At 73.2% G+C, this 12,755-nt stretch carries 11 protein-coding genes; 6 read left to right on the forward strand and 5 right to left on the reverse strand.

Annotation, left to right across the window (positions count from 1 at the left end; all coding sequences use genetic code 11):
- Positions 1-15 precede the first annotated feature (15 nt).
- Entirely contained in the window at positions 16-1,455 is a 1,440-nt protein-coding gene (locus tag AC5RWQ_RS07730) for a GuaB1 family IMP dehydrogenase-related protein (RefSeq protein WP_494282059.1), read from the forward strand.
- Between the two features lie 16 nt (positions 1,456-1,471).
- On the opposite strand, the gene AC5RWQ_RS07735 is transcribed toward AC5RWQ_RS07730, so the two are convergent.
- Positions 1,472-2,053 carry a TetR/AcrR family transcriptional regulator gene (locus AC5RWQ_RS07735; protein WP_494282060.1) on the reverse strand — a complete coding sequence of 194 codons (582 nt, stop codon included), beginning with the start codon at positions 2,051-2,053 and terminating at the stop codon, positions 1,472-1,474.
- 92 nt (positions 2,054-2,145) lie between these two features.
- Here AC5RWQ_RS07735 and AC5RWQ_RS07740 point away from each other — a divergent pair, with 92 nt between their 5' ends.
- The 3 genes from AC5RWQ_RS07740 to AC5RWQ_RS07750 are packed head-to-tail and all read left to right on the forward strand — an operon-like array spanning position 2,146 to position 6,454.
- A complete protein-coding gene (locus tag AC5RWQ_RS07740) occupies positions 2,146-2,664 on the forward strand; it encodes a MarR family winged helix-turn-helix transcriptional regulator (RefSeq protein ID WP_334485197.1) in 519 nt (172 codons plus the stop codon).
- Positions 2,658-4,391, forward strand: a complete 1,734-nt coding sequence (locus AC5RWQ_RS07745; RefSeq protein WP_494282061.1) for an ABC transporter ATP-binding protein — start codon at positions 2,658-2,660, stop codon at positions 4,389-4,391. The genes AC5RWQ_RS07740 and AC5RWQ_RS07745 overlap by 7 nt, the downstream gene beginning before the upstream one ends.
- A 38-nt stretch (positions 4,392-4,429) precedes the next feature.
- The gene (locus tag AC5RWQ_RS07750; RefSeq protein ID WP_494282375.1) at positions 4,430-6,454 is read left to right on the forward strand and encodes an ABC transporter ATP-binding protein; all 2,025 of its coding nucleotides are present in this window, start codon (positions 4,430-4,432) and stop codon (positions 6,452-6,454) included.
- 65 nt (positions 6,455-6,519) lie between these two features.
- Here the strand turns inward: AC5RWQ_RS07750 and thrS are convergent, their stop codons facing one another.
- A complete protein-coding gene (gene thrS / locus AC5RWQ_RS07755; RefSeq protein ID WP_494282062.1) occupies positions 6,520-7,737 on the reverse strand; it encodes a threonine--tRNA ligase in 1,218 nt (405 codons plus the stop codon).
- 535 nt (positions 7,738-8,272) lie between these two features.
- Between thrS and AC5RWQ_RS07760 the strand changes: the two genes are divergently transcribed.
- Positions 8,273-8,881 (forward strand): DedA family protein, encoded by a 609-nt coding sequence (locus AC5RWQ_RS07760; RefSeq protein ID WP_494282063.1) that lies wholly within the window; start codon positions 8,273-8,275, stop codon positions 8,879-8,881.
- A gap of 52 nt (positions 8,882-8,933) precedes the next feature.
- Here AC5RWQ_RS07760 and AC5RWQ_RS07765 read toward each other — a convergent pair whose 3' ends face one another.
- Positions 8,934-10,337: an NAD(P)H-quinone dehydrogenase gene (locus AC5RWQ_RS07765; RefSeq protein ID WP_334485031.1), complete on the reverse strand. Its 1,404-nt coding sequence runs from the start codon at positions 10,335-10,337 to the stop codon at positions 8,934-8,936.
- 106 nt (positions 10,338-10,443) lie between these two features.
- Here AC5RWQ_RS07765 and AC5RWQ_RS07770 point away from each other — a divergent pair, with 106 nt between their 5' ends.
- Entirely contained in the window at positions 10,444-10,899 is a 456-nt protein-coding gene (locus AC5RWQ_RS07770; RefSeq protein WP_334485029.1) for a gamma-glutamylcyclotransferase, read from the forward strand.
- A gap of 72 nt (positions 10,900-10,971) precedes the next feature.
- On the opposite strand, the gene AC5RWQ_RS07775 is transcribed toward AC5RWQ_RS07770, so the two are convergent.
- Entirely contained in the window at positions 10,972-11,934 is a 963-nt protein-coding gene (locus AC5RWQ_RS07775; protein ID WP_494282064.1) for a GNAT family N-acetyltransferase, read from the reverse strand.
- Between the two features lie 42 nt (positions 11,935-11,976).
- Positions 11,977-12,726: an SCO6745 family protein gene (locus tag AC5RWQ_RS07780; RefSeq protein ID WP_494282065.1), complete on the reverse strand. Its 750-nt coding sequence runs from the start codon at positions 12,724-12,726 to the stop codon at positions 11,977-11,979.
- Positions 12,727-12,755: the final 29 nt, after the last annotated feature.

The raw sequence follows: 12,755 nt of genomic DNA on the forward strand, positions 1-12,755 counted from the left end.
GGGATGATGGGGCCCGTGCGGTTCCTTCATGGCGCGGTCCCCGCGCACGACCTGACCTACAACGACGTCTTCATGGCCCCGGCCCGCTCCGAGGTGGGGTCCCGGCTCGACGTCGACCTCTCCTCCGGTGACGGCACCGGCACCACCATCCCGCTGGTGGTGTCGAACATGACGGCGGTGGCCGGCCGGCGGATGGCCGAGACGGTCGCCCGGCGCGGCGCGATCGCGGTGATCCCGCAGGACATCCCCATCGAGGTGGTGGCCAACGTCGTCGGCTGGGTCAAGCAGCGGCACCTGGTGCACGACACCGCGATCACGCTCGGCCCGACCGACACGGTCGGCGACGCCATCCACCTGCTGCCGAAGCGGTCGCACGGCGCGGTCGTGGTGGTGGACGAGGCGGGTCGCCCGCTCGGCGTGGTCACCGAGGCCGACACCGTCGGCGTGGACCGCTTCGCCCAGCTGCGGCACGTGATGTCCACCGAGTTGCACACCGTGCCGGCGGACGCGGACCCGCGTACCGGCTTCGACCGGCTCTCCGCCGGCCGGCGCCGGCTCGCCCCGGTGGTGGACGCCGAGGGGCGGCTGGTCGGGGTGCTGACCCGGCAGGGCGCGCTACGCGCCACCCTCTACCGACCGGCGGTCGACGACCGGGGCCGGCTGCGGATCGCCGCGGCGGTCGGCATCAACGGCGACGTCACCGGCAAGGCCGAGGCGCTGCTCGCCGCCGGGGTGGACACCCTGGTCGTGGACACCGCGCACGGGCACCAGGAGCGGATGATCTCCGCGCTGCGGGCGGTGCGCAAGCTCGACCCGGCCGTCCCGGTGGCGGCCGGCAACGTCGTCACCGCGGAGGGCGTACGGGATCTGGTGGAGGCGGGTGCCGACATCGTCAAGGTCGGCGTCGGGCCGGGCGCGATGTGCACCACCCGGATGATGACCGGCGTCGGCCGGCCGCAGTTCTCCGCCGTGCTCGACTGCGCCGCGGCGGCCCGCGCGCTGGGTCGGCACGTCTGGGCCGACGGCGGCGTCCGCCATCCGCGCGACGTGGCGCTGGCGCTGGCCGCCGGGGCGTCCAACGTCATGGTGGGTTCCTGGTTCGCCGGCACCTACGAGTCCCCCGGCGACCTCTACACCGACGTGGACGGCCGGCGGTACAAGGAGAGCTTCGGGATGGCCTCGGCGCGGGCGGTCAGCGCGCGGACCGCGGAGGACAGCGCGTTCGACCGGGCCCGCAAGGCGATCTTCGAGGAGGGCATCTCCTCGGCCCGGATGCACCTGGACCCGACCCGGCCGGGCGTCGAGGACCTGATCGACGAGATCATCTCCGGGGTGCGCAGCGCGTTCACCTATGCCGGCGCCCGCAACCTGGACGAGTTCCACGAGCGGGCGCTCGTCGGGGTGCAGAGCGCGGCCGGCTACACCGAGGGGATGCCGCTGCCGACCAGCTGGTGAGCCGACCGGCGGGCGCTCACTCGAAGAGGCGGCGGATCACCGCGCGGGCGGCGGCCTCGGGGTCCCGGTCGGCACCGCCGGGGAGGGCGCCGGCGAGCCAGAGGGTGGCGAAGCCGTGCACGATCGACCAGGCCGCGAGCGCGTCCCGGTCCAGCTCGTCCCCGGCGGACGGGGCCGGGTCGGCCGGTGCGCGCCCGCGGCGTACCGACACCACCCCGGCACGCAGGGCCGCCCCGGCGCGGCCCCGGGCGGCGGCGACCTCGGGGTCGTCGCGCCGGTACAGGTCCGGGCGGAACATCACCTCGAAGTGGGCCCGGTGGTCGACGGCGAAGCGGACGTAGGCCACCCCGACCTCCAGCAGGTCCTCGCCGGCGGCCACGAGCGTCGCGGCGAGCCGGTGGTACCCCTCGACGGCGAGGGCGGTGAGCAGGCCCGCCTTGTCGCCGAAGTGGTGCGCGGGGGCGGCGTGCGAGACACCGGCACGCCGGGCCAGGTCGCGCAGGCTGAGCGCGGCCGGGCCGGACTCGTCGATCGCCTCTACCGCCGCGTCGAGCAGGGCCCGCCGCAGGTCCCCGTGGTGGTACGCGCCCCTCGCCATACCCGGCAGCTTAACTTGTCAGCGGCAAGATGTCGCGTATCCGAAACCCGTTAGGCACCGAACGGTTCGGGAGCTAACCTCATCGCGTGCAGATGGAACCACCGCCCCGCCCCGACCTGATGTGGCACGCGCCGCTGGGCCGGCTGGTCTCGGTCGCCGGCCACCTGGTCGACCAGCACTGGGGCCGCTACCTGGCCGAGCACCACGGCCTCACACCGGCGGGCATGCGGGTGCTGTTCATCCTGAGCCGGCTCGGCGACACCACCCACCGGGACGTCGCCGAACGCTGCTTCGTCCGGCCCGGCACGCTCACCGGCGTCGTCGACACCCTGGAGCGCGACGGCTTCGTCGCACGCCGCAGGGACGCCGCCGACCGTCGCACCGTGCAACTCACCCTGACCGACAAGGGACGCCAGCACGCGCGGGCCCTCACCGAACTGATCGAGGGCGATCCGCCGCTCACCTCCGTCGACGCCGACCCGGCGAAGCGGGCGGTGATCCGCGAGTTCCTCATCGAGCTCATCACGACCACGTCCGACGGGGAGGACGGCAGGTTGAACCCACCGCAGGAATCCGCAGACCAGACGACACCCGGGGGCCGTCCGTGCTGATCCGCCTCTTACGCAGCCATCTGCGCCCGTACCGCCGGCCGCTGCTCGCGGTGGTGTTGTTCCAGTTCGTCGGCACGATGGCCTCGCTCTACCTGCCGAGCCTCAACGCCGACATCATCGACCTCGGCGTGGCCAGGGGCGACACCGGCTACATCGTGCGTACGGGCGGCTGGATGCTACTGGTCAGCCTGGTGCAGATCGCCTGCTCGGTGACGGCGGTCTACCTCGGCGCGCGGACCGCGATGACCTTCGGCCGGGACGTCCGGGCGACGATCTTCGAGCAGGTCAACCGCTTCTCCGCCCGCGAGGTGGCCCGCTTCGGCGCACCCTCGTTGATCACCCGCAACACCAACGACGTGCAGCAGGTGCAGATGCTCGTGCTGATGAGCTGCACCATGCTGGTCGCCGCCCCGATCATGTGCGTCGGCGGCGTGGTGATGGCGCTGCGCGAGGACCTCGACCTCTCCTGGCTGATGCTGGTCAGCGTGCCCGTGCTGGCGATCGCGCTGGGTTTGGTCATCCGGCGGATGGTGCCGGGATTCCGGGAGATGCAGACCCGGATCGACACGGTCAACCGGGTGCTGCGTGAGCAGATCACCGGCATCCGGGTGGTCCGGGCGTTCGTCCGCGAGCCGTACGAGACGGAGCGCTTCGGCGTCGCCAACGCCGACCTCACGGCGACCGCGCTGCGCGTCGGCCGGCTGATGGCCATGATCTTCCCGGTGGTGATGCTGGTGCTCAACGTCTCCAGCGTCGCGGTGCTCTGGTTCGGCGCGCAGCGGGTCGACGCCGGGCAGATCCAGATCGGCGCGCTGACCGCGTTCCTGCAGTACCTGATGCAGATCCTGATGGCCGTCATGATGGCCACCTTCATGCTGATGATGGTGCCGCGGGCGGCGGTCTGCAGTGAGCGGATCGTCGAGGTGCTGGATACCGAGTCGTCGGTGGTGCCGGCGGTCGATCCGGTGATCGCGGTGACCAGGCAGGCCGAGCTGGAGCTGCGCCGGGTGACCTTCCAGTACCCCGGGGCGAGCGCGCCGGTGCTGCACGACATCTCGTTCCGGACCAGCCCCGGCCGGACCACGGCCATCATCGGCTCCACCGGCGCGGGCAAGACCACCCTGCTCACGCTGATCCCCCGGCTGGTCGACCCGACCGCCGGCGCGGTGCTGGTCGACGGGGTGGACGTGCGGTTGCTGGAACCGGACGAGGTGTGGCGCCGGATCGGGCTGGTGCCGCAGCGGCCGTACCTGTTCAGCGGGACGGTCGCCAGCAACCTCCGGTACGGCAACCCGGACGCGACCGACGAGGAACTCTGGCGGGCGCTGGAGATCGCCCAGGCGCGGGACTTCGTGGCCGAGCTGCCCGGCGGCCTGGCGGCCCCGATCGCGCAGGGCGGCACGAACGTCTCCGGCGGACAGCGGCAACGGCTGGCCATCGCCCGGGCGCTGGTCCGCCAGCCGGAGATCTACCTCTTCGACGACTCGTTCTCGGCGCTCGACCTCAGCACCGACGCCCGGCTGCGGGCGGCGCTGCGGCCGGTCACCGTGAACGCGGCGGTGGTGATCGTGGCCCAGCGGGTCTCCACGATCGTCGACGCCGACCAGATCATCGTGCTCGAGGACGGGGCCGTCGTCGGCAGGGGACGACACGCGGACCTGCTGGAGAGCTGCCCGACGTACGCCGAGATCGTGGCGTCCCAGCAGACCGCGGAGGTGCCGGCGTGACCGAGCGCGGCGGCGAGACGAGAGACGGTCGCCCCGGGATGCCACCGGGCGGCGTGCCGGAGCAGAAGAAGGGCCCGGAGGCGGCGACGCCGAAGCGGCTCCCGGCGGCCGGCCGGCGCACCGGTGGCCCGCCATGGATGGCCGCCGGCATGCCGGCGGAGAAGTCGATGAACTTCGGGCCGTCCGCCCGGCGGTTGCTGACCCGGTTGCGACCGCACCGGTGGTCGCTGGCGGGCATCATCGCCCTGGCGGTGACCAGCGTCGGCGCCAGCGTGGTGGGTCCGAAGATCCTCGGCCACGCCACCGACATCATCTTCGCCGGGGTGGTCGGCCGGCAACTGCCCGCCGGCAGCACCCTCGACCAGGCCGTCGCCGGCGCCCGGGCCTCGGGCAACGACAACCTCGCCGACATGCTGGCCCGGATGGACGTGGTCCCCGGCGTCGGCATCGACTTCGACGCGCTCGGCCGGGTGCTGCTGTTCGCGCTCGGCCTCTACCTGGCGGCCGGACTGCTCTCCTGGTGGCAGGGCTGGCTGCTCAACGGGGTGGTGCAGCGGACCGTGCTGCGGCTGCGCGCCGAGGTGCAGGAGAAGCTCAACCGACTGCCGCTGCCGTACTTCGACCGGCAGCCGCGGGGCGAACTGCTCAGCCGGGTCACCAACGACATCGACAACATCTCGCAGACCCTCTCGCAGACGCTCAGCCAGCTGCTCACCTCACTGCTGACCCTGGTCGGCGTGCTGGCGATGATGTTCTGGATCTCGCCGCTGCTGGCGCTGGTCGCCCTGGTCGCGGTGCCGCTGTCGGTGGTCGTCACCCAGCAGATCGCCAAGCGGTCGCAGCGCCGGTTCATCGCCCAGTGGCGGCACACCGGTGAGCTGAACGGCCAGATCGAGGAGGCGTTCACCGGCCACGAACTGGTCAAGGTCTTCGGCCGGCAGCGCGAGGTGCAGGCCGCCTTCGCGGCCAAGAACGAGGAGCTCTTCCAGGCCAGCTTCGCGGCGCAGTTCATCTCCGGGATCATCATGCCGGCGATGATGTTCGTCGGGAACCTCAGCTACGTCGCGATCGCCGTGGTCGGCGGGCTGCGGGTGGCCTCCGGGACGATGAGCCTCGGCGACGTCCAGGCGTTCATCCAGTACTCGCGGCAGTTCACCCAGCCGCTGACCCAGGTCGCCTCGATGGCGAACCTGCTCCAGTCCGGGGTGGCCTCCGCCGAGCGGGTCTTCGCGGTGCTCGACGCCGAGGAGCAGACCCCGGACCGGGCCGCACCGGCCCGGGTCACCGGCAGGGTCGAGTTCGAGCATGTCTCCTTCCGGTACGACCCGGACAAGCCGCTGATCGACGACCTGTCGCTGGTCGCCGAGCCGGGTCACACCGTGGCGATCGTCGGCCCGACCGGCGCCGGCAAGACCACCCTGGTCAACCTGATCATGCGGTTCTACGAGCTGGACGCGGGCCGGATCACCCTGGACGGGACGGACATCGGCAGCATGCCCCGGGAGGAGCTGCGCGGCCGGATCGGCATGGTGCTCCAGGACACCTGGCTCTTCGGCGGCACCATCCGGGACAACATCGCCTACGGCCGGCCCGACGCCACCGAGGAGGAGCTCCTCGCCGCGGCCCGGGCCACCTTCGTGGACCGCTTCGTCCACAGCCTCCCCGACGGGTACGACACCGTGATCGACGAGGAGGGCAGCAACGTCAGCGCCGGTGAGAAACAGCTGATCACGATCGCCCGGGCGTTCCTGGCCGAGCCGTCGCTGCTGATCCTGGACGAGGCGACCAGCTCGGTGGACACCCGCACCGAGGTGCTGCTCCAGCGGGCGATGGCGGCGCTGCGCTCGGACCGGACCAGCTTCGTCATCGCGCACCGGCTCTCCACCATCCGGGACGCCGACCTGATCCTGATGATGGAGAGCGGCCGGATCGTCGAGCAGGGCACCCACGACGAGCTGCTCGCCGCCCAGGGCGCCTACCACCGCCTCTACCAGTCCCAGTTCAGCGCCCCGGCGGTCGACGACGTCGCCGACGCCGCAGCCCCCCAGCCCGCGTCGATCTAGGGGTTGTCGCCGTGAACGCAGATCCATCGACAGCGACAGCTCCCCGCTCGACGTGGGCGGGCGGCTCAGGCGGGCGGGAGGAGGTCGGCGCAGCGGGCGGTGATCGCGCCGCCGATGAGGGCGAGGGCCTGGGTGGCGGGCATCGGGTCCACGGATCGACCGTCGCGCAGGCGCAGCGAGAGTCGGCCGTCGGCCGCCTCGCGGGGGCCCAGGACCCCGACGTACGGGATCCTGCGGCGGGCGGCGTCGCGGATCCGGGCGCCCAGCGAGCCGGCGGCGTCGACCTCGACCCGCAGGCCGGCGTCGACGGCCCGCCGGGCCAGCTCGGCGGCGGCCCCGTCCTGCCCGGCGTCGACCGGGAGCAGCACCAGCTGAACCGGGGCGTACCAGGGCGGGAAGGCGCCCTGATGCACCTCGATCAGGTACGCGAAGAGCCGCTCCATGCTGCCGACGAGGCTGCGGTGCACCATCACCGGCCGCCGCCGGGCGCCGTCCGAGTCGGTGTACGACAGGTCGAACCGCTCCGGCTTGTCGAAATCGAGCTGGACGGTGGAGATGGTCGACTCCCGGCCCGCCGCGTCGACGATCTGAATGTCGATCTTGGGGCCGTAGAACGCGGCCTCGCCGGGGGCCTCGGTGAACTCCACCCCGTCGAGCGCGACGCGGAGCAGTTCCTCGGCTCGCGCCCACTGGGCGTCGTCCCCGACGTACTTCTCCCCGGGCCCACGCAGCGACAGCCGGAACCCGGCCGGTCGTACGCCGAGCGCGGCGTGCGCCTCGCCGATCAGCCGCAGGATCTCGCGGACCTCCTCGCCGACCTGGTCGAGTGTGCAGAAGTTGTGCGCGTCGTTGAGCGAGATGGCGCGCACCCGGGACAGCCCGCCGAGCACCCCGGAGCGTTCCGCCCGGTACATCCCGCCAAGCTCACCGATCCGCAGCGGCAGCTCCCGGTAGGAGCGGCCGCGGGCGCGGAACACCAGGGCGTGGTGCGGGCAGAGCGCCGGGCGGAGCACGAACTCGTCGTCGGCGCTGAGCCGCAACGGCGGGAACATGTCGTCGGCGAAGTAGCCGAGGTGGCCGGAGAGCTCGAAGAGCTCCCGTTTGCCCAGCGGCGGGGAGTAGACGTGCTGGTAGCCGGCCCGGCGTTCCAACTCCCGGACGTACTCCTCGACGGCATGCCGCGCGGCGGCGCCGGCCGGCAGCCAGATCGGCAGGCCGGCCCCCGCGAGGGGGTCGGAGAGGAACAGGTCCAGCTCCCGGCCGAGCCTACGGTGGTCGATCATGTCGCGCTCCTTGATCGGGTACGACCCGGAGGCGATCAGGCCCGGAACGCCGCGAGGCCCCGGGGCGGATCGCCCGGGGCCTCGTCGACGTCAAGCGTCAGTGCGGCGCGCCGGGATTTCCCGGCGTCGTGGTCACTTCCGCGCTGCGCATGTGCCGACGGTACGAGCACGGCGGGCCGCCCGGCGAACGAATTTTCCGGCGGGGAGCGTCGGGGCGGGGCGGGGCGGCGGAAGGGTGCGGGTCGCCGGCACGGGACCTGCCGGCGACCCGCGGCGGCCCGCTCGTCAGGAACGGGGGACCCGACGGGTGCAGGGCCGCGCGTTGACAACGGTACGCGCACGACCGCCGATCCGCCGACCGCAACCGACGCGAGTCGCGTACCGGAGATCCGTCACGCCTCGCTGAACTGCATCGTTGTAGACGGATGGACCTGTCGTGTCCGTGGTCACCCGCGGCCGGGCCCGTCCACGGTGACGGCGGACACGCCGTCAGGCTCGGTACACCCAATCGGCCCTGACCGGCGAGGTGGCAGGCGTGCCCGAACTACTCACTGACGTCGCGTCGCCGACCTGGGCGTACCTGGTGCTGCTGGGACTGCTGATCGCGGACGCGTTCATACCGGTCATCCCCACCCAGGTCGTCATGATCACCGGTGGGGCGCTGACCGTCTACGGCGGACTCAACCTGCCGCTCACCATCGCCGTCGGCGCCCTCGGCGTCTTCGCCGGCGACCTGGCCTGCTACCTGCTGGGGCGGACCGCCCCCGACCGCCGCCAACCTCGGCACGCCGACCCGGGCCGGGCCCGACGGGTCGCCGTCCGGGTCACCCGGGGGCTGCGCCAGCCGGGGCCACTGGTGATCCTGCTCTGCCGGTTCGTGCCCGGTGGCCGGATGGCGGCCTGCTTCTCCGCCGGCCGGAGCCGCTACCCGTACCGGCTGTTCCTCTGCTACGAGGCCGCAGCGGCACTGGGCTGGGCGAGCTACGGCGCGCTGGTCGGCCACCTCGGCGGCACCGCGCTGACCGAGTCGGCGTGGCGGCTGGCCGTCATCGCGGGGGCGGCGACGGCCGGGTTCGCGGCGGCCGGCTGGGCGATGACCGCGGTCGGCGCCCGCAACGCCCGCGCCGAACTTCCCGTCGAGTGAGCGAGCCTGCGGGAGGCTGATATCGGCGCGGCCGCCTTCCGCCGCCCGGCGGTCACTCCAGTTCGTGGAGCATGAGCTGGCGGGCCGCCTCGGTGATCGAGCCGGACAGCGACGGGTAGATGGTGATGGTCTGGGCCAGCTCGTTGACCGTCAGGTTGTTCTCCACCGCCAACGTGATGGGGAGGATCAGCTCGCTGGCCTTGGGGGCCACCACCACGCCGCCGACCACCTGGCCACTGGCCGGACGGCAGAAGAGCTTCACGAAGCCGTCGGCCAGGTCGTCCATCTTCGCCCGGGCGTTGCCCGACAGCGGCAGCATCACCTGGCGGGCCGGCACCTTGCCGGCGTCCACCTCGTCCTGCGAGACGCCCACCGTGGCCAGCTCCGGGTCGGTGAACACGTTCGCCGCCACGGTACGCAGCCGCAGCGGTCGGACCGCTTCGCCGAGCGCGTGCCACATCGCGATCCGGCCCTGCATGGCGGCGACGCTGGCCAGCGGCAGCACCCCGGTGCAGTCGCCCGCGGCGTAGACGCCGGGGACGTTGGTCCGGGACACCCGGTCCACCGTGACGTAGCCGCCCCTGGCCAGCTCGACGCCGTACTCGGCGAGACCCAGGCCGGCGGTGTTCGGGACCGAACCGACGGCGATCAGCGCGTGCGAGCCGTACACGACGCGGCCGTCGGAGAGCTGGACCTCGACGCCGTCGTCGGTGCGGCGGACCGCGTCCGCCCGGGAGTTGTTGAGGATGCTCATGCCCCGGTTGCGGAAGACCCGCTCGATCGCCATGGCCGCGTCGGCGTCCTCGTGCGGCATCACCCGGTCCCGGCTGGAGACCAGCGTCACCTGCACGCCCATCGCCAGGTAGGCGCTGGCGAACTCGGCGCCGGTCACGCCGGAACCGACCACGATCAGGTGCTCGGGAAGCTCCGGCAGGTCGTACACCTGGCGCCAGGTCAGAATCCGCTCGCCGTCCGGCACGGCGGTGGGCAACTGGCGGGGGGTGGCCCCGGTGGCGACCAGGACGGTCGACGCGGCGATCGAGTACTCGTCACCACCGTCGGCGGGCGTGACGATCACCCGGTGGGTGTGACCGAGCGTGTCCTCGCCCAGCCGGGCGGTGCCCGCGACGAAGGTGACCCCGGCCTTCACCAGCTTGGTGTGGATGTCGGCGGACTGGGCCAGCGCCAGCCGCTTCACCCGCTCGTGGACCGCGGTGGCGTCGACCGTCACCGCCTCCAGGCCGTCGGAGTGCACGCCGAACTCCTCGGTGTCCCGGTAGCCGGTCACCACCGACGAGCTGGCGATGAAGGTCTTCGACGGGACGCAGTCGGAGAGCACGCAGGCGCCGCCGGCCCCCTCGGCCTCCACCACGGTGACGTCGGCGTCCAGCTGGGCGGCGACCAGCGCCGCCTCGTAGCCGGCCGGCCCCCCGCCGATGATCACGATGTGGGTCACAGCCCTCGCCCTCCGTCAGTGCTCATGGTGACTTTCTTCTCCCGAACGCGTCCGACACGCACCGTCGTATTCTCCCCCACCCGTCCGCCGGGCTATCGTCATCGCCGTGCGTCACTACGCGGCCTACGGCTCAAACCTGGACCCCGCCCGGATGCGCGCCTACTGTCCGCATTCGCCGATGGTGGGCGTCGGCTGGCTGGAGGGCTGGCGGCTGACCTTCGCGGGCGAGGACGTGATCGGCTGGGAAGGCTCGGTCAGCACCGTCGTCGAGTCCCCGGGCGACCGGGTCTTCGTGGCGCTGTACGACATCCACCCGTACGACGCCGCGCAGCTCGACGAGATCGAGGGCGTCACCGCCGGCACGTACCGCAAGCTCACCGTCCGGGTCTCGACCCTCGACGGGGACGTGACCGCCTGGGTGTACGTCTTCGACGGGTACGAGGGCGGCCTGCCGACCTCCTGGTACCTGTCGGAGATCGCGAACGCGGCGGAGAAGGCGGGCGCGCCGGACGACTACGTCACCGAGCTGCGGTCCCGCCCCACCGGCACCGCGTCGGCGTAGCGCGTATCGCACGCCCCTAGTCTGCTCCCGGGGCCGCCGGCTTCCGCCGCCGACCCCGGCGAGGGTCGTGCATCACACAGCGGCGGCGGGGACGATCCGCTCGTACATGTCGGTCCAGCGAACCTCGCGCAACCCCACCGAGCGGTAGAGGGTGACCGGGGCGGTCGGGTTGGCGAGGTCGACGCCGAGGCCGGCTGCGGTGCGGCCCTTCGCCGCGTACACCGCGAAGGCCCGCCGCAGCAGCGCCGCGCCCACTCCGCGCCGCCGGTACTCCGGCAGCACCGACAGCGTGCGAACCCACCCCATGTCCTGGTCCAGCGCCTGGTTGGAGGAGACGAGGGCACCGGCCGGGGCGCCGTCGACCTCGGCGACGAACCACTCGTCCCAGACCTGGCAGGAGGCGGGGATGTGCTCCCGCCAGCGGTCGAAGTCCAGCGGCTCGTAGTCCGGGGTGTCCCGGAACGCGGTGTCGTAGATCCGGTGGAACTCGCGCAGATCGGCCTCGTCGTCGGCGCGCAGCGGGCGGACGGTCACCCCGGGCGGGGGCGGCGGCTCGGCGGGCAGGTCGGCCAGCTCGCGGCTCATCCGGATGTACCGCTTGATCCGGGTGAAGCCGGCTTCGGTCAGCTCGGCCGCCCAGCGGGTCTCCGGCGGGTAGACGCCGGTGCGGACGGTCAGCCCGGCCAGCCCCCGCTCGGCGGCGCGTTCGGCCGTCCGGTCGAGCTGGCGGGCGAGCAGCGCGGCCCGCAGCTCCGTCGCCCGCTCCGGATCGACGTAGACCTCGACCCACTCCCGTCCGACGCCGGTGGGGTTGTCCACCAGCGTCCAGGCGACGACCCGGCCGTCGGGGTCGGTGACCAGCCAGGAGTCCCGGGCCGGGTCGAAGAAGGGCGCGGTCAGGCAGTCCTGGACGTCCGCGGCGTCGAAGTCGGGGTGCCCGATGGCGAAGGTGTCGGAGGCGTGCACCACGGCGAGGATCGCGGGGACGTCGTCGAGGGTGGGGCGGCGGGCGGTCCAACCGGCGGGAAGGGTCACGGTCGGAGATTGTGGCAGCGGGGCGGCGCGCCCGCCGCCGATTTACCGCCCCGCCGGGGTGGCGAGCCGGGCCCGGGTGCCGGCGAGCAGCTCCACCAGCTCCGCGCCCTCGCCGGGGCGCAGCGACCGGAACGCCGCCGAGGTGAGCCGGTCGGTGACCGCCTCCGCCCAGAGCCGCCGCCGGACCAACGGGCCCACCGGCGGGTACGGCGGCGACCAGCCACACGCCGTCGCCCCGGCCGCGCCCTCGGGTCCGGCCAGCACCGCCTCCAGCGGGGTCATCCCGCCGGCCCGGATGGCCAGCAGGTACGCCCCGGTGAAGTGTTCACGGAGCAGCAGCAGGGCGACCGCGGCCCGAGCCCCGGCGGTGTGGGCCGGCGCCGGCATGGCCCGCCAGGCGGCGAAGAGCGGCATGCCGGTGGCGTCCGCCGCAGCCACCACCCGTTCCAGCAGGGCCGCCAGTCGCGGCATGCCCGGCAGGTCGTCCAGGTGCGTGCCGCCCCACCGGCAGCACTCGGCGAGGTTGGCCGAGGCCACCTCCAGCGGGCGGACCACCCGGGCGGCCGCGTCCCACCCGTCGGCGACCGCCTCCGGGGCGATGAAGCCGAGCGCGGCGGCGACCGTCTCGGCGCGGACGTCGCCGAGCGCCCCGGCCCGGCCGGTGATGTAGAAGGCCCACCCGGAGATGCCGAGCAGCCGGGCCCGGCGCAGCGTGGCCGGGCAGCGGCTGAACGCCTCGCCCAGCTCCAGCACGGCGGGCTTGCTCGCGGTCGCCACCTGTTCCGGCGTCACGCCGGCCGCCCGCTGCGCGCATCCATCCA

Source organism: Micromonospora sp. BS32, assembly GCF_059089345.1.